Origin of the sequence: Caniella muris (genome assembly GCF_943193035.1) — a bacterium.
Lineage (GTDB): Bacteria > Actinomycetota > Coriobacteriia > Coriobacteriales > Atopobiaceae > Granulimonas > Granulimonas faecalis.
The window spans coordinates 367649-386985 of sequence record NZ_CALPCK010000002.1 but is presented as its reverse complement, the minus strand read 5'-3'; the positions used below and the strand labels follow the sequence as shown (position 1 = coordinate 386985).

Sequence of the window (19337 nt, the reverse complement as noted above, 5' to 3'; positions counted from 1 at the left end):
CCTGTGGGAGGCAAGTGTACCACGGGCTCCCCACGGCCTCGCCGAAGCGGCTCCTATCTGCGCTATCATGCAAGGCGTTCATGCATCTGTGCCGCGAGTTCAACGGCCGCGGCCCGTTGCCCAGGAGGCACCCTTCTATGGCATTCACCGCCATCGTCCTCGCCGCCGGCGAGGGCACCCGCATGAAGTCCAAACACCCCAAAGTGGCCCACAGGATGCTCGGCCGTCCCCTCGTGGTCTGGGCGGTCGAGGCCGCCCGCCAGGCGGGCGCGGACCGCGTCGTCGTGGTCGTGGGCAACGGCGCCGAGGAGGTCAGGGAGCTCCTCGCCGACGAGAACGTCGAGTGCGTGCTCCAGGGCGAGCGCCTCGGCACCGGCCACGCGCTCAAGGTCGCCCTCGACGAGACGGGCGTCGCCTCGGGGTGCGTGGCCGTGCTGTACGGGGACACGCCCCTCGTGGAGCCCTCCACCATCGCCGCCCTCACCGACCAGGTGACCGACGGCGGCCGCGCCGCCGCCGTGCTCACCATGGCGCCCGAGGACCCCACCGGCTACGGCCGCATCGTCCTCGACGACGCCGGCGAGGTCGTGGCCATCGTGGAGCACAAGGACTGCACCGAGGAGCAGCGCGCCAGCCTCACCGAGTGCAACTCCGGCGTCTACGCCTTCGACGGCGCCCAGCTGGCCGCCCACATCGGCGAGATCGGCAACGACAACGTCCAGGGCGAGTACTACATCACCGACATGGTTGAGATCCTCAGGGGCCACGGCCTCTCCGTCACCGCCGTGCACGTGGAGGACGACACCGAGATGCTCGGCGTCAACTCGCGCACCCAGCTCGCCGAGGCCACCAAGGTCATGCAGCGCCGCATCAACGGCCGGCTCATGGCCGAGGGCGTCACCATGCTCGACCCCGACCTCGTGTGGGTGGGCCCCGGCGTCACCGTGGGCCGCGACACCGAGCTCCTGCCCGGCACCTACCTGTGGGGCTCCACCTCCGTCGGCGAGGACTGCGTCGTGGGCCCCGACTCCCGCCTCACCGACACCTCGGTGGGCGACCGCTGCACCGTCGACGAGACCGTGGCCGAGGGCGCCCTCATCGAGAACGACGTCTCCTGCGGCCCCCGCGCCTACCTGCGCCCCGGCACCCACATGCTGGACGGCTCCAAGGCCGGCACCCACGTGGAGATCAAGAAGTCCACGATCGGGCGCGGCTCCAAGGTCCCGCACCTCTCCTACATCGGCGACACCGCCATGGGCGACGACGTCAACGTGGGGGCCGGGTCGATCACCTGCAACTACAACGGCTACGAGAAGAACCCCACCACCATCGGCGACCGGGCCTTCATCGGCTCCAACACCATGATGGTGGCCCCCGTGAACCTGGGCTCCGACGTCATAACCGGGGCCGCCAGCTGCATCGTCGAGGACGTTCCTGACGGCGCCCTGGGCATCGCCCGGGCCCGTCAGACCAATGTCGAAGGGTACGCCGCCAAGCGCGCCGCCAGCCGAGAGTCGTAGAGAAAGGCGACCATGAACCAGGATCAGGACCTCAACAAGATCACACCGATGACCAAGCGCTTCAAGCTCTACACCGGTTCCAGCAACCCGGTGTTGGCCCAGCGCATCGCCGACCTGCTCGGCGTCGAGCTCTCGGGGCTCCTCCTCGAGAAGTTCGCCAACGGCGAGATCTACGCGCGCTTCGACGAGTCGGTGCGCGGGGCCGACGTCTTCTTCATCCAGTCCATCGTGGGCGCCAACGTCAACGACATGATGATGGAGACCCTCATCACCGCCGACGCCGCCCGCCGCGCCTCCTGCCGCACCTTCACGGCGGTCATCCCCCACTACGGCTACGCCCGCCAGGACCGCAAGGCCGCACCCCGCGAGCCCATCACGGCCCGCCTCGTGGCCAACCTCCTCGAGACCGCCGGCGTCGACCGCGTGGTCACCCTCGACCTCCACCAGAACCAGATCCAGGGCTTCTTCAACATCCCGGTGAACCACATCACCGCCATGCCCCTCTTCGGCGAGTACTACAACGCCATGGACTTCGACACCGACGAGCTCGTGGTGGTCTCGCCCGACGTGGGCCGCGCCAAGGCCGCCAAGAAGCTCTCCGACATGCTCGGCTGCTCGCTGGCCATCGCCCACAAGGGCCGCCCCAAGCACAACCAGGCCGCGGTCACCGGCATCATCGGCGACATCAAGGGCAAGACCTGCATCATCAACGACGACATGATCGACACCGCCGGTACCCTCTGCGCCAGCGTCCGGGAGCTCAAGAAGCTCGGCGCCGGCGACATCTACGTCTGCGCCACCCACGGCATCTTCTCGGGCCCCGGCGTGGAGCGCATCGAGGACGCCCCCATCGTTGAGTGCGTGGTCACCGACGCCGTGCCCCTGGACCCGGCCTGCCACGACGGCAAGATCAAGACCATCTCGGTGGCCGACGAGTTCGCCGAGTGCATCCAGCGCATCTACAACGAGGTGAGCGTGAGCGGCATGGTGGGCGCCGACATGAACCTCTAAGGTCGACGACCCCGGCCCGGGGCGACCCCGCCCCCGGCCACAGGCCCCGGCCTCGCCCCCGTCTCCCCCGCAGGAGGGGACGGGGGCTTCTCATGTCTCCCGGGCGCGGGCAGGCCCCGACCGGCCGGGTCCTGCCCACGGGCCCCATGGCGGCAGCATCCGGCGGCGGGCGCATCCCCGGCCACGCGCCCCCGCACCCCGGGCCCCGCCTCCCCGACCATGGCGCCGTGGGCCATACTGGACACGTCACCTCCTCGACAGCAAGGAGCACCATGGCAGCAAGGAACCGCGACCAGGCCCCCACCGGCGGCAAGAGGCCCCGGGGGGCCAACCCATCCAAGGCACCCGTGCCCATCGGCATGGTCGTGGGGCTCGGCAACCCCGGGGACGAGTACGCCGAGACCCGGCACAATGCCGGCTTCCAGGTGGTGGACCTCCTCGCCGAACGATGGGGGGCCGGCTATTGGAAGCAGGATGCCGGCGCCCTTGTCACCCCCTGCACCATCGAGGGGCAGGCGGTGCTCCTCGCCAAGCCCCAGAGCTTCATGAACACGAGCGGCGGCCCCGTCTCCAAGCTGGCCCGGGAGCACCGGGTGCGACCCGAGGGCATCCTCGTGGTCCACGACATGCTCGACATCCCCGCAGGGGCGGTCAAGTTCAAGGCGGGCGGCGGCCTCGACGGCCACAACGGCCTGCGCTCCATCGCCGACAAGCTCAAGACCCGCGACTTCAAGCGGGTGGAGGTGGGCATCGGGCGCCCGCCGGGACGCATGGACCCTGCCGACTTCGTGCTGCGCACCCTCAAGGGGAAGTTCCTGGAGGAGTTCGACCTCACGGTGGCCGACGCGGCCGACCTCGTGGAGCGGGAGCTCAGACGGCAGGGCCAGGCCTGAGCCCGTCGACGCCGCAGCCCCGCGACGCCACCGTGGCGCGGCCGCACCCCCGTTTTGCCGAGACACCCCGCCACAGTGGCGCGCCGTCGCCCGCATACCGCCCGGAGAGGCCCATGGAGATCAGCGGCACCAACTTCAAGCTGGAGGAGTACCTGCGCTATGCGAGCCCCGCGGAGGCACCCGTCATCGAGTACGTGGTGGGCGACGTGGAGCGGGCGGCGGGCCTCACCGTGCGCTCCCTGGCCGAGGCCACGGGCACCTCGGTGTCCACCATCATGCGCCTGGTCCACAAGCTCGGCTACAAGGGCTACCGCGACTTCCAGCAGGCCCTGATCTACGACCTCGCCGTGCGGCGCCGATCGGCCCGGGCCTCCATGGGCGACGTGGGCCGGGGAGACTCCACCCGGTCGGTGATCCACAAACTCAGCAGCCGCACCGTCCACGCCCTCGACGCCACCGCCGTGGCCCTCGACGTCTCGGCCGTGGACCGGGCGGCCTACCTGGTGGGCCACGCCAAGAACGTGGTGCTCTTCGGCATGGGGGCATCCCAGATCGTGGCCGAGGACCTGGGCCTCAAGCTCCTCCGGGCCAACATCCCGTGCACCTGCAACGCCGACTGGCACGCCCAGCTCCTCGCCGCCAAGAACATCGGCCCCGACGACGTGGCCGTGGCCTTCAGCTACTCCGGGGAGACCCGCGAGGTGGTGGAGTGCGCCCGACGCTGCAAGGAGGCCGGCGCGCCGGTGATCTCGGTCACGGCGGCCGTGAGCGGCCACGGGCTGCTCCCCTACACCGACGTCGCCCTCTGCGTCGCCGCGAGCGAGCACGGCCTGAGAAGCGGCGCCATGGCCAGCCGCATCGCCCAGCTCCACGTGGTGGACATCCTGTTCACCGTGGTGGCCCTGCGCGACTACGACGCCGCCTCCCAGCGCTTTGCCGGCAACTACCACCACAAGGCCCTCGGGGAGACCTAATAGGGGCACCGCTCGGGACACCTGAGCCCATCCTGTGAACTCAAACTGGAATATCACCGTCCTCCCATTCTGCCGACGGTAGCCCTCCGTCGGCAGACGGCCTTTCCCGGCCCTTCTTTTTTCCATGGCGCGGTACAAAAACGTCATTTACCGATGGCAAGACGAACACCTTGTGAGAACGGCGACGATGGGGGCGACGGAAAACGACGACGAAGGGAGGAGCTTTGGTCGATCTCGAATCCCTCGTGACCGAGAGTCCCAACCCCGCGACATCCGACCTCGACACCATGAGCCCCCTGGAGGTGGCCCGGGCCATGAACCGGGAGGACCGCGAGGTGGCCCGGGCCGTGGGCGAGGTGCTCGACCGGGTGGCCCAGGCCATCGCCTGGGGCAGGGACGCCCTGGCCGCCCAGGGGCGCATCGTCTACGTGGGGGCCGGCACCTCGGGCCGCCTCGGGGTCCTCGACGCCGTGGAGTGCCGTCCCACCTTCGGGGTGCCCGACGGCGTGGTGGTGGGCCTCATCGCCGGGGGCGCCCCGGCGTTCACCCAGGCCGTGGAGGGGGCCGAGGACGACGAGGGCCTCGGCGCCTCCGACATCGACGGGCTCTCGGTGAACGCCTCCGACATGGTGGTGGGCCTTGCCGCCAGCGGGCGCACCCCCTACGTGGCCGGCGCCCTCCGGCGGGCCCGGGAGCTCGGGGCTCGCACCGTGGCCGTGGCCTGCACCCGCCCCTCCCTCATCGGCACCATGGCCGACCTCGCCATCGAGGTCTCCTGCGGCCCGGAGGTGCTCACCGGCTCCACCCGGCTCAAGGCCGGCACGGCCCAGAAGATGATCCTGAACATGATCTCGACGGGCTCCATGGTGGGCACGGGCAAGGCCTTCGGCAACCTCATGGTGGACGTGCAGCCCACCAACGAGAAGCTCCGCGCCCGGGCCCTGTCCATCGTGGAGCAGGCCTGCGGCACGGACGCCTCCCGGGCAGAGGCGGCCCTGGAGGACACAGGCGGCATGGCCAAGCCGGCCATCGTCTCCATCCTCGGCGGCGTCGACGCCAAGACCGCCGACACCCTGCTCGCCCAGGCCTCCGGCGACGTGCGCCGGGCCATAGCCCTTGCCCAAGACGCCCAACAAGAACAGGAGGAGCGATGAACCAGGAGACCGCGCTCGAGAAGGCCTTCGCCATCGTGGCCATCGGTGGCAACGCCAAGGGAGAGGCCTACGAGGCCCTCGCGGCGGCCGAGGAGGGACGCTTCGACGACGCCGACAAGGCCCTCGCCCAGGCCGAGCAGGACCTCGTGGACGCCCACAACATCCAGACCGAGTTCATCCAGCGGTCCGCCGCCGGAGAGGACATCCCCCTCTCCATGATCTTCATCCACGCCCAGGACCACCTCATGTGCGCCCTCGAGGCCCAGTCGCTCATCGGACACCTGGTGGCTCAGGCCAAGCGCATCGACGCCTTGGAGCGGCGCGTCGAGGCCCTCGAGGGGAACGGCCGTGGCTAGGGCGGCCGGCACGCCGGACCTCGCCCGCCGCTGGCTCGGGGAGACCGACTACGACATCCCCCGCTTCGGCTTCGTGAGCGCCGCCGTGGTCACCGCCTCCCTCGTCCTCGCCGTCTTCGTCGTCCCGGCCCTCGCCGCCCCGCTGACCCCGGCCCTCCCGCTGGCCACGCCCGTGGCCCAGGGCCTGCTCGTGGGCTTCTCCGTGGCCGTCATGGAGTACTTCCACGAGAACGACCGCGGGCCCTGCCCCGGTTTCTGGTTCGTGGCGGCGGCCCTCTCGGTGGCCCTTGCCGCCGTGTTCACCGTCCTGTTCGTCTGACCCGCACCCAGCCGTCAAGGAAAGGAGCATGTCATGAAGGTTCTCGTCGTCTGCTCGGGAGGCATGTCCTCCACCATCGCCGAAGACGCCCTGAGGAAGGAGGCGGCCAAGCGCGGCCTCGCCCTCGAGGTGGCCGCCTGCGGCACCTCGGCCCTCGAGGACGAGCTCAAGGAGGGCTACGACGCGGTGCTGGTGGCGCCCCAGGTGCGCCACCGGTTCAAGGAGCTCGCCGCCACCTGCGAGGCGGCCTCCGTGCCCGTGTGCCTCATCCAGCCCATGGCCTACAGCCCCATGGGCGGCCCGAAGCTCTTCGCCCAGCTCGCCGAGCTTCTGCCCGACCTGGCCTAAGGCCCTCGCCACCCACGACCCCAAGGAGTACCCATGGCCGCATTCGAGTCCATGTCCACCTGGATCGACGAGCACCTCGCCGGCCCCATGGCCCGCGTGGCCGAGCAGAGGCATCTACGTGCCATCCGCGACGGCATCGTCTCCACCCTCCCGCTCATCATCGTGAGCTCGTTCCTCATGGTCATCGCCTTCGCCTACAACCAGATGCCCGCCGACTGGGCCCTGGCCGCGTGGCTCAAGGCCAACGCCGTCAAGATCCTGCTCCCCTACCGCATGTCCATGTACATACTGTCGCTCTACGCCTGCTTCGGCATCGGCTACTCCCTGGGCCGCTCCTACAAGGTGGACGGCCTCATGAGCGGCCTGCTGTCGGTCATGGCCATGCTGCTCACCATCGTGCCGGTGATGATGCCCGACCTCGATGACGCCATCAACGCCGCCCTGGCCGCCTCCCCCCTGGCCGACGCGGGCTTCCCCGACGCCATGGCCGCCGTCAACGGCGCCTACGTCATGAACATGAACTACCTGGGCACCGGCCAGCTCTTCGTGGCCATCATCGCCGCCTTCGCCGCGGTGGAGATCTACCGCCTCTGCGTGCAGCACAGGCTCACCATCAAGATGCCGGCCCAGGTCCCCGAGGCCGTCTCCAACTCCTTCGCCGCCCTCATCCCCACGGCCATCGTCTTCTTCCTGTTCTCCGCGGTGTGCATCTGGGGCGGCTTCAACATCCACGACTTCATCACCGCCCTAATCATGCCCCTGGTCTCCGGCGTCGACACCCTGGGTGCCGCCCTGGTGGTGGTCTTCCTCGAGATGCTCTTCTGGTTCTTCGGCATCCACGGCAGCTCCGTGGTCTACTCCATCGCCCGTCCCCTCTGGCTCGTGCTGCTCGACGAGAACGCCGCCGCCTACGCCGCCGGCACCGCCCTGCCCCACGTGGTGTCCGAGCCCTTCTTCCAGTGGTTCGTCCAGATCGGCGGCTCCGGCTGCACCATCAGCCTCGCCATCCTGCTGCTGTTCGCCTCCCGCTCCAAGTACGGCAAGATGATGGGCAAGGCCACCATCGTGCCCGCCGTCTTCAACATCAACGAGCCCCTGATGTTCGGCGTGCCCCTGGTGCTCAACCCCACGATGATGATCCCGCTCATCCTGGTCCCCGTGGTCAACGTCCTGATCTCCTACCTCTGCCTGTCGGTGGGGCTGGTGGGCCGGTTCGTGGGCGCCATCGTCCCCTGGACGCTGCCCGGGCCCGTGGGCGCGTTCCTGGCCTGCGGCGGCGACTGGCGGGCCGCCGTGCTCTCCGTGGTGCTCATCGCCATCGGCGTGGCCATCTACTACCCGTTCTTCCGCGCCTGGGAGAAGCAGGTCATCGCCGAGGAGCAGGCCGACGAGGCCGAGGCCGCCTAGGCCCAGGCGAGCCATCGCCCGACGAAACCCATGGCCCGGCCCCGGCCGGGCCTTTTCCGAGAGGACCATCCATGTACGTGGCAACGGTCGACGCCGGGGGCACCCGGACACGCTTCGAGCTTCGGGGGCCCGACGGCACGGTGAGGTGCTCCCATACCGGCACCACCTGCCACCCGGCCCAGGTGGGCCTCGAGGCCATGGCCCGCATGCTGCGCGAGGGCGTGGAACACGTGGCCTCGGCCGCGGGGGCGCCCATGGCGTCCACCGCGGTCTCCCTGGGCGTGGCCGGCTACGGGCCCGGCCGCGAGGGGGCCGTCGAGGCCGCCCTGGAAGACGCCTTCGGCGACGCGGCGGCGCTGCTCGTGGCCAGCGACGCCGAGGTCGCACGGGTCGGAGCCCTGGGAGGTGCCGACGGCGTGCTCGTGGTGGCCGGCACCGGGTCGATCGCCGTGGGCTCCTTCGACGGGCGCCCGGTGCGCGTGGGCGGCTGGGGCTGGCCCGTGGGCGACGAGGGGTCCGGGGCGTGGCTGGGCCGCGAGGCGGTGGGCCTGGTCCTGCGCCGCCACGACGGCCGCGACCCCGCGGGGCCCCTCCTCGACGCCGCCGTCTGCGAGGCCCTCGCCGTGGACCGCCCCGAGGCCATCGTGGGCGCCCTGGCGGCCTCCCGCGACCAGCGGCGCCTCCTGGCCCGGGCGGCCCCGGCGGCCGTCTCGAGCGCCCGAGAGGGCGACGAGGGCGCCCAGGCCCTGGTGGCCCGGGCCGCCACGGAGCTCGCCCGCCTGGCCAACCGCGCGGCGGAGGGGCACCCCGGGGCGCCGGTCTCGTGGACGGGCGGCCTCTTCTCGGCCGGCGACGTCGTGCTCGACCCGTTCGAAGCGGCCCTCGACGACACCCTCGTGCCCCAGGCCCCCCAGGGCACGCCCCTGGACGGGGCCTGGATGCGGGCCGTACACGCCCTCGACCTCTGAACCCATCCCTGCGACCAAAGGAGCACCCATGACCCGCACGCTCATGTGGGGAGGCGCCACCGCCTCCTCCCAGTACGAGGGGGCCGCCACCGTAGGCGGCAAGGGCCTCGACACCCAGGACGTCCGCCCCTGGAAGCCCCGCACCAGCAACGCCACCTGCGAGACCCGCCTCCTCACGGCCTCGGCCGTGGCCAAGGCCAAGGCCGACCTCGCCGCCGGCGAGGGCAACTACCCCTTCACCCGGGGTACCCAGGGCCACGACCACCTCGAGGAGGACATCGCCCTCCTCCAAGAGCTCGGCATCGACATCTACCGGTTCTCCCTCAGCTGGGCCCGGCTCTTCCCCCAGGGAGACGAGGCCGAGCCCAACCCGGAGGGGCTCGCCTACTACGACCGGGTCTTCGAGGCGGTGAGGGCCGCCGGCATGAAGACCTTCGTGACCCTCACCCACTACGCCATCCCCCTCCACCTGGTGGAGGCCTACGGCAGCTGGACCAACCGCGCCCTCATCGACCTCTACGAGCGCTTCGCCCGGACGGTATTCGAGCGCTGGGGGTCCATGATCGACTACTACCTCCCCTTCAACGAGATCAACGCCGGCTACTTCTCGCCCTGGAACGGCGTGGGGCTCCTCAGGCCCGAGGACGGCCCCTACGACCAGTCCGCGGTGTTCCAGAGCCTCCACCACCAGTTCGTGGCCAGCGCCAAGGTCATCCGGGCCCAGCGCGAGATCTGCCCCGACGCCCGGTCGGGCTGCATGGTGGCGGCCTTCTGCTACTACCCCCACACCTGCTCGCCCGAGGACAACTGGATCAAGCTCCACGACGAGCAGGTCAACATGTGGTACCCGGTGGACGTGCTGGCCTGCGGCATCCAGCCCTACTACATGGACGCCTTCTACCGCAACCACGGCATCACCGTGGACATCACCGACGAGGACCTAGAGCTCTTTGCCCGCTACAGCTGCGACTTCGTGAGCTTCTCCTACTACTCCAGCTCCGTGCTGGGAGCCGCCGACAACGGCGAGCAGACCGCCGGCAACCTGGTGTGCTCCATCAGGAACCCCTACCTGGAGGCCAGCGAGTGGGGCTGGCAGATCGACCCGGTGGGGCTCCGCACCCAGCTCAACGCCTTCTACGACCGCACCCACAAGCCGGTGTTCGTGAGCGAGTGCGGCTTCGGCGCCCGGGACCGCCTGGAGGACGACGGCTCCATCCACGACCCCTACCGGGTGGAGTACCTCGAGAGGCACTTCGAGCAGCTGCTCCTGGCCCAACAGGACGGCGTGGACGTGCTCGGGTTCATCCTCTGGGGCGTCATCGACATCGTGAGCGCCGGGTCCTGCGAGATGGCCAAGCGCTACGGCGTGGTCTATGTGGACGCCGACGACCGGGGCGAGGGCACCTACGAGCGGCGCAAGAAGGACAGCTTCGACTGGTACCGGCGCTATATCGAGAGCTACCACGCCACCCACGGCGCCTAGGCCGACGGCGGCATACCGGACGCACCCCACAGGAAAGGGCGGCCCCGATGCGGGACCGCCCTTTCCCCATGGAGAGCGGGTCTTGGGGGCCGAGGGCTACTCGGCGTCCTCGCCGAGCAGGGCCTGGGTCATGGACGCGGCGGCCTGCTTGCCGGCGCCCATGGCCAGGATGACCGTGGCGGCACCGGTGACGATGTCACCGCCGGCCCACACGCGCGGGTCGCTCGTGCGCCCGTCCTCGTCGGCCTCGATGTAGCCCCACTTGTTGAGCTTCACCGGGGCGGCCTTGGAGGCGAAGGGGTTGGCATTGGTGCCGATGGCGGTGATAGCCACATCGCAGGGCAGCTCGAACTCGCTGCCCTCCACGCGCACCGGGCGGCGGCGGCCGGAGTCGTCGGGCTCACCGAGCTCCATGCGCTCGAGCTTCACCTTGGCCACGAAGCCGTCCTCGCCGGCCTCGAACTCCAGTGGGGAGACGAGCTCCAGCACGCGGACGCCCTCCTCCTTGGCGTGGTGCAGCTCGGCCACACGGGCGGGCATCTCCTTCTCGGTGCGGCGGTAGGCCAGGGTCACCGACTCGGCGCCCAGGCGCAGGGCCGTGCGCGCCGCGTCCATGGCCACGTTGCCGCCGCCGAAGACCACCACGTTCTTGCCGTGCTTGATGGGGGTGTCGTACTCGGGGAAGTCCATGGCCTTCATGAGGTTCACGCGGGTGAGGTACTCGTTGGCGCAGAAGACGCCGGGGAGGTTCTCGCCCGGGATGTTGAGGAACTTGGGAAGGCCGGCGCCCACGGCGAGGTACATGGCGTCGAAGCCGTGCTCGTTGAAGAACTCGTCGGCGTCGTAGAGGTTGCCCACCACGGCGTCGTACTCGAACTTCACGCCGAGGTCCTTGAGGCCGTCGATCTCACGCTTGACGATGGCCTTGGGCAGGCGGAACTCGGGGATGCCGTAGGTGAGCACGCCGCCGCCGGTCTGGAAGGCCTCGAACACCGTGACGTCGAAGCCCTCGCGGGCCAGGGCGCCGGCGCAGGCGATGCCGGAGGGGCCGGAGCCCACCACGGCCACCTTCTTGCCGTTGGCCGGCTTGCACTGGGGCGTGGCACCCACGGACTCGGTCATGTCGCCGAGGAAGCGCTCGAGCTGGCCGATGGCGATGGGGTCGTTGCCGGTCTTGTTGAGGATGCAGTTGCCCTCGCACTGGTTCTCCTGGGGGCACACGCGGCCGCAGACCGAGGGGAGCATGTTGGAGTCGCGGATGGTGGCCAGGCCGCCGGCGAAGTCCTCGTCGCGGATCTGACGGATGAAGGTGGGGATGTCGATGCCCACGGGGCAGCCGGCGACGCAGTGGGGCTTCTTGCAGTCGAGGCAGCGGTTGGCCTCCTCGATGGCGTCCTCGGTGGTGTAGCCGGTGTCCACGGGCTCGAAGTTCTTGGCGCGGACCTCGGCCGGCACCTCGTTGGCGGGGACCCTCGGGTCCTTGTTGTTGGCGCGGTACTTGCCGTTTACGAGTGGCATTTGCAACCCCCCTCATGCTTGGCGTGCTCCAGGGCCTCGCCCTCCTCGGCGCGGTAGGAGCCCTGACGGGCGGCGAGGTCGGCCCAGTCGACCTTGGTGGCGTCGAAGTCGGGGCCGTCGACGCAGGCGAACTTGGTCTCTCCGCCCACGGTGACGCGGCAGCAGCCGCACATGCCGGTGCCGTCGACCATGATGGGGTTGAGGCTGGCCGTGATGGGCATGTCGTACTTCTCGCAGGTGAGGGCCGAGAACTTCATCATGGGCACGGGTCCCACGGCAAAGACCTGGTCGATGGCGTGGTCCTGGCAGAGGCGCTCGAGCGGCGCGGTGACCACGCCTTTCTCGCCCTCGGAGCCGTCGTCGGTGGTGATGATGAGGTTCTCCAGGGGAAGCTCGCGGAACTGCTCGGTGAGGATGAGCAGGTCCTTGGTGCGGGCGCCCATGATGACTGTGACCTTGTTGCCGGCCGCCACGAGGGCGCGGGCCACGGGGTAGGCGATGGCGAGGCCCACGCCGCCGCCGATGACGCACCAGTTGCCGGGCTTCATCTCGGTGGGCTGGCCCAGAGGACCGGTGACGTCGAGGATGGAGTCGCCCGCCTGGAGCTGGGAGAGGTCCTGGGTGGTCTTGCCGATCACCATGAAGATGAACTCGATCCAGCCCTCCTCGGGGTTCCAGTCGGCGAAGGTGAACGGCACGCGCTCGCCCTTCTCGTCCGTACGCACCATCAAGAACTGACCCGCCTTGGCCTTCTTGGCCATCTGCGGCGCATGTACGCGGAATTTGAACACCTTCTCCGAGTACTGCGTCTTCTCGAGGATTTCGAACATGCAGCGGCTCCTCTCTCCTCCTCGACAGACATCTGGTTCATGGGGACATGCGCGGCACGGACCCACGGCCCGAATCCACGGCTGTATTTCAGTTTAGCGCAACCGGTTAACCCCACAGGCCGCGGTGAGCCCCGCGCACCATAGTTAACCTCGGAAAACTACCGTGGAACCGGCCCCTCACCACTCCTCGAGCGGGTGGCAGCCCACGAGGTCGACCTTCTCCGCGTCCACCGAGAAGTCGGCCTGCCAGAGCTCGACGCCGCGGGCACGGACCTCGTCGACGCAGGCCATGACCTCGTCGTAGGTGGTGCCGTGGTAGAAGTGGAAGCCGTCGTTGGCGTAGTAGAGGCAGTAGAGGATCACGGCCCGGTCGTGGTCGGCCAGGGAGTCGGCGAGCTCGTGCAGGTGGCGCACGGCGCGGTCGGTGGACGAGAAGGGCGGCTGCGGCAGGCGCCCCACCCCCTCGGGGACGGCGCACTCCAGCTGGCGCAGGGGCGTCTTGACCTCCAGGTACACGGAGTCGTCCACGAGGAAGTCCAGGCGCGACGACCCGAGCGGCACCTCGCGGCGCACGGGCACCGGCTCGTCGACGATGCCGGGCACGGCCCCTTGCCGCAGGAAGTGCTCCACGTAGCGGTTGGAGGCGTTCTGGTTGAGGCCCACCCAGCGGCGGCCGGGGTCGCCCGGGGCCGTGAGCGAGAGGGCCTCCACGGCGAGCGGGAGCTTGCGGCGGGGATTGTGGGAGTCCGAGACCAGGCAGGGCAGTCCCGCGGTGTCGATGTCGCCGATGCGGCTCACCACGGGGCAGTGGCACCGCACGGTCTCGCCGTCGAGGTCCACGTCCATGATGAAGCGGTTGGGCCTGGCGAGGATGGTGCCCTCGCGCAGGGGCTCGGGAAAGCGGAAGGGCTCGGCCACTACCCCACCTCGACGAGCTCGATCTCAAAGGTGAGGGGCTTGCCGGCGAGCTCGTGGTTGGCGTCCACGGTGACGGAGTCGTCGGTCTTCTCGGTCACCGCGGCGGCCACGGTGGAGCCGTTGGAGGTGGACAGGGTCACGGTGTCGCCCACCTCGAGGGAGTCGAAGTCGGGGACGTCGTCCTTGGAGAAGGTGGTCACCATGGCGTCGGAGCGCTCGCCGTAGGCGTCGGCGGGCTCGAGGCGCACGGTCTTCTTCTCGCCCACCTCCATGCCTTCCACGGCGGCGTCGAAGCCCGAGATCATCTGGCCGGAGCCCACGGTGAACTCCAGGGGCTGGCCGCGGTCGTAGGAGCTGTCGAACTGGGTGCCGTCGTCCAGGGTGCCGCGGTAGTTCACCTTCACGGTGTCGCCCTTCTCGGCCACGGTCTTGGCCTCGGCCTGCCCCTCCTGGGCGGGCGGGTCGCCGGCATCCTGGGAGGCGGGCTGGCCGGAGCAACCGGCGAGGGCGATGAGGGCGGAGGCGCCGAGGACTGCGAGGGCGCGCGGCAGCGTGTGGGTCATGGCGGGTTTCCTTTCAAGGGACGGGCGCCCCGCGGCACCCGGGAAGGGCACGAGATTTCGAACCAGCCTACCCCATGGGCACCGCCTTTGTTCAAATTCGCCTGAAAACGCACAGGACGCCGGCCGCCCCCCCCTCGCAAACCCGGCCAAGGGATAGAATCGACGGCGTCAGACGCCGTCAGAGGGAGGTTCCATGTTCGAGCAGTGCCGAGGGTGCGTGGCGGACAACGCCGCCAGGATCGCCAGGGTGGCCGGCGTGGACGAGGAGGGCTGCGGCCGGCTCCGCAACCGCGCCCTCACGCTCATCGCGCACTTCCCGTCAGACGACGACATCTCCCGCGCGCCCTACGCCATGAGCGAGGTGTGGGCAGACCTCATCGACGCCGTGGGGCCCGACCCCTACGCCGAGGTCAAAGCCACCTTCGAGCGGCTCACCACATCGCTTGCCCCGCGCATCCGCTCCGTCGTGGAGGCCTCCGACGACCCCGCGCCCCTCGCGGTCCGCTTTGCCGTGGCCGGCAACCTCATCGATGTGGGCACGCCGATGGGCTTCACCGAGGACCGCGTGGCCGAGCTCCTGGATTCCGTGCCGTCCCTCGCCTTCGCCCGCGACGACTCCCCCTCGCTCATCGAGCGGGCCGCCACGGCCCGCACCATCGTCTTTCTCGCCGACAACTGCGGGGAGTCGGCCCTCGACCGCATCCTCATCGAGACCCTGCACCGCCTGAACCCGTCGGCTCGCATGGTCTACGTGGTGCGCAACAACGTCATCCTCAACGACCTCACCATGGACGAGGCCCTGGCGGCCGGCATGGACGAGGTGGCCGACCTCATGACCAACGGCGATGCCGACTACGGCGCGGGCACCCTGCTCGACGGCTCGCTCTCGCCGGAGTTCAGGCACCTGGTGGAGACGGCGGACCTCGTGGTCTCCAAGGGGCAGGGCAACTTCGAGACCCTCTACGGCCGCCTCCACGACCGGCTCTACTTCCTGTTCATGGCCAAGTGCCAGCACATCGCCGACGTTCTGGGCGTCCCCATGGGCGGCCTGCTCTGCCTGGAGAACCGGGTGTAGGCCGGCCGCCGCCACGGGCACCGGCACCCCTCACGCCGTCGCCGCCGCGGCCTCCCTAGGCGACGAGAACAGCCCGCACGCCAGGCTCGCCCAGAGGCGGGCCTTGGCAGCGGTGGCGAAGTCCACGCTCGCCTTGGCGCCCACCAGCTGCGCGCGCCAGACGTCCTTGTCCACCTCGACGACGGTCGCGACCTTGCCGGCACCCTCGATCCGCTCCACCATGGAATGCTCCCCTCTCTCGTCACTGGGGGACCCATGATAGAACATCTGTTCTGATTTGGGAGCGCCAACCGGTTACCGGTTTTCCAACGCCTCCGCCCAAGCCCGGGCCACCTCTCGGCAGTCCCCCACCACGGCGTAGTCCGCCGCCGAGAGGATCGGCGCCTCCGGGTCCTCGTTCACGGCCACCACGCAGCCGGCGCCGGAGATGCCGGCGAGGTGCTGCACGGCGCCGGACACACCGAGGCTCACGAGCAGCCGGGGCGCCACGGAGACGCCGGTCTGGCCCACCTGGCAGCCGTGGTCGAGCCACCCGGCCTCCACCACGGGGCGCGTGCAGCCGAGGCCGGCGCCGAGGGCGTCGGCCAGGCGGCGGGCCACGGCGAGCGACTTCTTGTCGCGGATGCCGCGCCCCACCACCACGAGCACGTCGCACGCCGCGATGGAGGTGCCGTCGTCGGCGGGCTCCTCGGCGAGCACCTCCGGGGCCGCCACGTCGCACGGCGCCGGCGCCATCTCGTAGACGGTGCACACCCGCGAGGCGTCGCGCTCCGGGGCCGCGAAGACGCCCGGGCGCACCGTGGCCATCTGGGGCCGCGCCTCGGGCGAGACGATGGTGGCCATGAGGTTGCCGCCGAAGGCCGGGCGCGTCTGGAGCAGGAGGCCCGTCTCGCCATCCACGGACAGTCCCGTGCAGTCGGCCGTCAGGCCGCAGCCCAGGCGCTGAGCCACGCGCGGGGCGAGCTCGCGGCCGAGGTCCGTGGCGCCGAAGAGCACGGCCTCGGGCTTGGTGGCCCCCACGGCGGCGGCCACCGTGGCGGCCATGGCGGCGCAGTCGCGGGCGCCGAAGCGCGGGCTGCGGGACACGAGCACCTCGTCCGCGCCGTCGGCCCCGAGCCCGGAGAACCCGCCGGTGCAGGCGCAGCCGTGGGTGCCCGGCGCCAGCACGAGGACCCTGAGCGCGCAGCCTCGGGCGTCGGCCAGGCCGCGGCCCACGCCCACGAGCTCGCTCGCCACGGGAAGCGGTGCGCCGTCGCCGTCGGTCTGGGCCACCACGAGCACGCCCGACCACTGCGAGAGGTCCGCGCCGGTGCCCTCGCGCACCATCTCGAGGGCGCCCACGGGGCAGGCGTCCACGCACATGCCGCACGAGACGCACCCCGGGAGCACCCGGGCGAGGCGGTCGACCACCTCGATGCCGTCGTTGGCGCACACGCGCACGCAGCGCCCGCATCCCACGCAGAGGTCGGCATCCACGACGAGGCCGCTCATGAGGCCGCTCCTTCCAGGACGGGGGCGAGGAGGTCGCACAGGCGCGCCGCGGCCTCGGCCGGGGCGCCCTCCACGACCACGCAGGACGACGAGGTCTCGGGCACGGTGCAGGAGGCCACCTGGGTGGGCGAGCCGTCGAGGCCGCAGCGGGCCGGGTCGGCCCCCGCCTCGGCCGCACCCATCACGGGCACGGGCCGGCCCTCGGCCGCGAGCACGCCCTCGACGGAGGGCATCCGGAGGTCGGCCGCGGCCTTCTCGACCGTGAGCACGCAGGGCAGCGGCACCCGCACGGTGCGTCGCACGCCGTCGGAGACCGCCGTGCAGGTGGCGCGGCCGTCGCCCACGGAGAGCGACCCCACGGCCGAGACGCAGGGCACGCCCAGGGCCTCGGCCACCTCCGGCCCTATCTGCGCGGTGTCGCCGTCCACGGCCATCTTGCCGCAGAGCACGAGGTCGAAGCCGCCGAGCGCCCGGAGCCCGAGCGTGAGGGCGTAGGACGTGGCGAGGGTGTCGCTGCCGGCGAAGGCGCGGTCGGACAGGAGCAGGCAGCGGTCGGCGCCGCGGGCCACGGCGTCGCGCAGCAGGGCGGCGGTGGCCGGGATGCCCATGGAGAGCACCGTCACCGTGGCGCCACAGCCGTCCTTGAGGCGGAGGGCCAGCTCCAGGGCCGCGGTGTCGAAGGGGTTCCAGACGGCGTCGCCGCCGTCGCGCACGATGGTGTGGATCACGGGGTCCATGGAGACCTCGGTGGAGGCGGGGACCGCCTTCATGAGCACGCAGACGTCCACTACGCCTCACCCCCTTCCAGAAGCGACGCGTCGAAGAGGTTGCCGCGGCCGAGGACGCCTCCCGGGTCCAGCACCCGCTTGACGGCGGCCATCTCAGCCACCCCCTCGAGCCCGTACATGGGCACGAGGAAGTCCCGCTTGATCTTGCCCACGCCGTGCTCGGCCGACACGGTGCCCCCCATGGCCGAGACCTCCTCGGCCCAGCGGCGGAACAGCGCCTTGCCGCGCGCGTGCTCCCCGGCGTTCCGGGGGAGCACGTTCACGTGGAGGTGGTTGTCGCCGATATGGCCCCACGTGGCGCTCTCGAGGCCCTCCTCGGCGAGCGTGCGGCGGTAGAGGGCCACGACGTCGCGGAGGCGGCCGTCGGGCACGGCCATGTCGCTGCCGAGCTTGGTGATGGCGGGGTCGGTGCGGCGCCGCTCGTCGATGAGCATGTTCACCGACTCGGGCACGGCGTGGCGGAAGAACCGCTGGCGCTCGCGGTCCACATCCGTCGTGCCCACCCACGTGGCCGCCGGGTCCGCGCCGGCCTCCCCCATGGCGCGGCCCACCGCGGCGAGCGCCTCGAGGGCCTCGGGGCGGCCCGGCTCCTGGAGCTCCACGAAGACGCAGCAGGCGTAGGCGGGCGGCACCTCGGGCAGCGAGGAGAACGCCGGGTCGCAGTGGCGCTGGGAGCGGAGGATGTCGAGGGCCGCCGGGTCGAAGTACTCCACGGCCCCGAGGCCCGGCACGGCGCCGCGCACGGCCTCCACGAAGCCCACGGCGCGGTCCTCGCCGTCGAAGAAGCAGTTGACGCCCCACACGACGGGCGGCGTGGGCGCGAGGGCCAGCTCCACCTCGGTGACGACGCCGAGGGTGCCGTCGGACCCCACGAAGAGGTCCACGGCGTCCATGCCGTCCGCGGCGAAGTAGCCGCTGGCGTTCTTGACGTCGGGCATGGCGTAGGTGGGCAGCGGCACCTCGATCACGGTGCCCTGCTCGGTCGCCAGGGTCAGGCGGCGCCCATCCGCCACGGCCGCGCCGCGGGAGAGGGCGAGGGTCTCGCCGGAGGGCAGTACGACGCGGAGGCCCCGCACGTGGCGGCGCATGGCCCCGTAGCGGTAGCTCCGGGCGCCCGACGCGTTGCAGGCCACCATGCCGCCGACGGTCGCCGAGGTCTCGGTGGGGTCGCAGGGGAAGAAGACGGGATCGGCCCCGCGGAGGCGCCTGAGGGCGGCCAGGGACGCGTCGTCCCAGCCCGCGGTGTCGAACGCCCGCTTGGCCAAGGCGTTCCTGAGGTCCTGGAGCACTACGCCCGGCTGCACGCGCACGGAGAAGCCGCCCTCAGCGTCGCCGGAGACACCGAGCACCCGGTTCATGCGCTGAAGCGACATCACGTGGCCGCCGTCCGGCACACAGCCGGCGGCGAGGCCCGTGCGGGCCCCCTGCACCGTCACCGGCACCGGAGCACCGGGGGCCGACGCGAGCTCCCGGAACACCTGCCGGACCTCGGCCTCGTCGGCCGGCTGCGAGATCGTCTCGGCACGGCCCTGCGTGCGCGACTCGTCGCGCAGGAAGCCGGCGAGGGTCTCGTCGACGGGTCTGATCAGCGCCATGGGCACGGCCTTTCTCGCTCGGCGGAACCGTCCGTGGGGATAGAGCGTACGTCGCCCACGTTGCCCCGGCGTTACGCGGCGGGAACAACGGCGCTTCCCACGGGACGCGTCCCCGCGAGACGAATC

The 19337-nt window shown here is 70.9% G+C and carries 20 protein-coding genes; 12 read left to right on the top strand and 8 right to left on the bottom strand.

The genetic code is table 11. The features are described from left to right. Window positions 1-137: 137 nt before the first annotated feature. The 11 genes from glmU (at window position 138) to NFR49_RS08785 (ending at window position 10433) form a co-directional block, all read left to right on the top strand. Window positions 138-1520: a bifunctional UDP-N-acetylglucosamine diphosphorylase/glucosamine-1-phosphate N-acetyltransferase GlmU gene (glmU, locus tag NFR49_RS08835; protein ID WP_251159230.1), complete on the top strand. Its 1383-nt coding sequence runs from the start codon at window positions 138-140 to the stop codon at window positions 1518-1520. A 12-nt stretch (window positions 1521-1532) separates the two neighbouring features. Further along, window positions 1533-2531, top strand: a complete 999-nt coding sequence (locus NFR49_RS08830; RefSeq protein ID WP_239654472.1) for a ribose-phosphate diphosphokinase — start codon at window positions 1533-1535, stop codon at window positions 2529-2531. Window positions 2532-2803: 272 nt separating this feature from the next. After that, on the top strand, window positions 2804-3424 hold the full coding sequence (pth, locus tag NFR49_RS08825; RefSeq protein ID WP_338032533.1) for an aminoacyl-tRNA hydrolase: 621 nt from the start codon (window positions 2804-2806) through the stop codon (window positions 3422-3424). Window positions 3425-3537: 113 nt separating this feature from the next. Further along, entirely contained in the window at window positions 3538-4398 is an 861-nt protein-coding gene (locus NFR49_RS08820) for a MurR/RpiR family transcriptional regulator (protein WP_251159229.1), read from the top strand. 224 nt (window positions 4399-4622) lie between these two features. Further along, a complete protein-coding gene (murQ, locus tag NFR49_RS08815; protein ID WP_251159228.1) occupies window positions 4623-5552 on the top strand; it encodes an N-acetylmuramic acid 6-phosphate etherase in 930 nt (309 codons plus the stop codon). Then, window positions 5549-5908: a PTS lactose/cellobiose transporter subunit IIA gene (locus NFR49_RS08810; protein ID WP_251159227.1), complete on the top strand. Its 360-nt coding sequence runs from the start codon at window positions 5549-5551 to the stop codon at window positions 5906-5908. Before murQ ends, NFR49_RS08810 begins: the two co-directional genes overlap by 4 nt. After that, entirely contained in the window at window positions 5901-6227 is a 327-nt protein-coding gene (locus NFR49_RS08805) for a hypothetical protein (RefSeq protein ID WP_251159226.1), read from the top strand. Before NFR49_RS08810 ends, NFR49_RS08805 begins: the two co-directional genes overlap by 8 nt. Before the next feature lie 33 nt (window positions 6228-6260). Next, on the top strand, window positions 6261-6575 hold the full coding sequence (locus tag NFR49_RS08800; RefSeq protein WP_251159225.1) for a PTS sugar transporter subunit IIB: 315 nt from the start codon (window positions 6261-6263) through the stop codon (window positions 6573-6575). Between the two features lie 33 nt (window positions 6576-6608). Beyond that, window positions 6609-7982 (top strand): PTS sugar transporter subunit IIC, encoded by a 1374-nt coding sequence (locus NFR49_RS08795; RefSeq protein ID WP_251159224.1) that lies wholly within the window; start codon window positions 6609-6611, stop codon window positions 7980-7982. A gap of 71 nt (window positions 7983-8053) precedes the next feature. After that, on the top strand, window positions 8054-8950 hold the full coding sequence (locus tag NFR49_RS08790) for an N-acetylglucosamine kinase (RefSeq protein ID WP_251159223.1): 897 nt from the start codon (window positions 8054-8056) through the stop codon (window positions 8948-8950). Between the two features lie 28 nt (window positions 8951-8978). After that, the gene (locus NFR49_RS08785; protein ID WP_251159222.1) at window positions 8979-10433 is read left to right on the top strand and encodes a glycoside hydrolase family 1 protein; all 1455 of its coding nucleotides are present in this window, start codon (window positions 8979-8981) and stop codon (window positions 10431-10433) included. 96 nt (window positions 10434-10529) lie between these two features. Here the strand turns inward: NFR49_RS08785 and gltA are convergent, their stop codons facing one another. From gltA to NFR49_RS08765, 4 genes are all read right to left on the bottom strand, one after another. Beyond that, a complete protein-coding gene (gene gltA, locus NFR49_RS08780; RefSeq protein WP_251159221.1) occupies window positions 10530-11951 on the bottom strand; it encodes an NADPH-dependent glutamate synthase in 1422 nt (473 codons plus the stop codon). Continuing rightward, window positions 11939-12781 carry a sulfide/dihydroorotate dehydrogenase-like FAD/NAD-binding protein gene (locus NFR49_RS08775; RefSeq protein WP_135978713.1) on the bottom strand — a complete coding sequence of 281 codons (843 nt, stop codon included), beginning with the start codon at window positions 12779-12781 and terminating at the stop codon, window positions 11939-11941. Before NFR49_RS08775 ends, gltA begins: the two co-directional genes overlap by 13 nt. A gap of 177 nt (window positions 12782-12958) precedes the next feature. Then, window positions 12959-13699: a DNA/RNA nuclease SfsA gene (locus NFR49_RS08770; RefSeq protein ID WP_251159220.1), complete on the bottom strand. Its 741-nt coding sequence runs from the start codon at window positions 13697-13699 to the stop codon at window positions 12959-12961. Continuing rightward, window positions 13699-14262 carry an FKBP-type peptidyl-prolyl cis-trans isomerase gene (locus NFR49_RS08765; RefSeq protein WP_338032532.1) on the bottom strand — a complete coding sequence of 188 codons (564 nt, stop codon included), beginning with the start codon at window positions 14260-14262 and terminating at the stop codon, window positions 13699-13701. The genes NFR49_RS08770 and NFR49_RS08765 overlap by 1 nt, the downstream gene beginning before the upstream one ends. A gap of 193 nt (window positions 14263-14455) precedes the next feature. Between NFR49_RS08765 and NFR49_RS08760 the strand changes: the two genes are divergently transcribed. Continuing rightward, window positions 14456-15337 (top strand): damage-control phosphatase ARMT1 family protein, encoded by an 882-nt coding sequence (locus NFR49_RS08760; RefSeq protein ID WP_251159219.1) that lies wholly within the window; start codon window positions 14456-14458, stop codon window positions 15335-15337. Window positions 15338-15367: 30 nt separating this feature from the next. Here the strand turns inward: NFR49_RS08760 and NFR49_RS08755 are convergent, their stop codons facing one another. The 4 genes from NFR49_RS08755 to NFR49_RS08740 form a co-directional block, all read right to left on the bottom strand. Continuing rightward, window positions 15368-15559 carry a hypothetical protein gene (locus NFR49_RS08755; protein WP_204829641.1) on the bottom strand — a complete coding sequence of 64 codons (192 nt, stop codon included), beginning with the start codon at window positions 15557-15559 and terminating at the stop codon, window positions 15368-15370. 72 nt (window positions 15560-15631) lie between these two features. After that, window positions 15632-16828, bottom strand: a complete 1197-nt coding sequence (locus tag NFR49_RS08750) for an electron transfer flavoprotein subunit alpha (protein ID WP_251159218.1) — start codon at window positions 16826-16828, stop codon at window positions 15632-15634. Next, a complete protein-coding gene (locus NFR49_RS08745) occupies window positions 16825-17616 on the bottom strand; it encodes an electron transfer flavoprotein subunit beta/FixA family protein (RefSeq protein WP_251159217.1) in 792 nt (263 codons plus the stop codon). Before NFR49_RS08745 ends, NFR49_RS08750 begins: the two co-directional genes overlap by 4 nt. Then, window positions 17616-19211 carry an FAD-binding oxidoreductase gene (locus NFR49_RS08740; RefSeq protein WP_251159216.1) on the bottom strand — a complete coding sequence of 532 codons (1596 nt, stop codon included), beginning with the start codon at window positions 19209-19211 and terminating at the stop codon, window positions 17616-17618. Before NFR49_RS08740 ends, NFR49_RS08745 begins: the two co-directional genes overlap by 1 nt. Window positions 19212-19337 lie beyond the last annotated feature (126 nt).

Coding starts and splice junctions, on each gene's coding strand:
- NFR49_RS08810 (WP_251159227.1), top strand. CDS start 5,549: ATGAACCAGGAGACCGCGCTCGAGAAGGCCTTCGCCATCGTGGCCATC.
- glmU (WP_251159230.1), top strand. CDS start 138: ATGGCATTCACCGCCATCGTCCTCGCCGCCGGCGAGGGCACCCGCATG.
- NFR49_RS08795 (WP_251159224.1), top strand. CDS start 6,609: ATGGCCGCATTCGAGTCCATGTCCACCTGGATCGACGAGCACCTCGCC.
- NFR49_RS08775 (WP_135978713.1), bottom strand. CDS start 12,781: ATGTTCGAAATCCTCGAGAAGACGCAGTACTCGGAGAAGGTGTTCAAA.
- NFR49_RS08830 (WP_239654472.1), top strand. CDS start 1,533: ATGAACCAGGATCAGGACCTCAACAAGATCACACCGATGACCAAGCGC.
- NFR49_RS08760 (WP_251159219.1), top strand. CDS start 14,456: ATGTTCGAGCAGTGCCGAGGGTGCGTGGCGGACAACGCCGCCAGGATC.
- NFR49_RS08750 (WP_251159218.1), bottom strand. CDS start 16,828: ATGAGCGGCCTCGTCGTGGATGCCGACCTCTGCGTGGGATGCGGGCGC.
- gltA (WP_251159221.1), bottom strand. CDS start 11,951: ATGCCACTCGTAAACGGCAAGTACCGCGCCAACAACAAGGACCCGAGG.
- NFR49_RS08765 (WP_338032532.1), bottom strand. CDS start 14,262: ATGACCCACACGCTGCCGCGCGCCCTCGCAGTCCTCGGCGCCTCCGCC.
- NFR49_RS08800 (WP_251159225.1), top strand. CDS start 6,261: ATGAAGGTTCTCGTCGTCTGCTCGGGAGGCATGTCCTCCACCATCGCC.
- NFR49_RS08740 (WP_251159216.1), bottom strand. CDS start 19,211: ATGGCGCTGATCAGACCCGTCGACGAGACCCTCGCCGGCTTCCTGCGC.
- pth (WP_338032533.1), top strand. CDS start 2,804: ATGGCAGCAAGGAACCGCGACCAGGCCCCCACCGGCGGCAAGAGGCCC.
- NFR49_RS08820 (WP_251159229.1), top strand. CDS start 3,538: ATGGAGATCAGCGGCACCAACTTCAAGCTGGAGGAGTACCTGCGCTAT.
- NFR49_RS08755 (WP_204829641.1), bottom strand. CDS start 15,559: ATGGTGGAGCGGATCGAGGGTGCCGGCAAGGTCGCGACCGTCGTCGAG.
- NFR49_RS08785 (WP_251159222.1), top strand. CDS start 8,979: ATGACCCGCACGCTCATGTGGGGAGGCGCCACCGCCTCCTCCCAGTAC.
- NFR49_RS08790 (WP_251159223.1), top strand. CDS start 8,054: ATGTACGTGGCAACGGTCGACGCCGGGGGCACCCGGACACGCTTCGAG.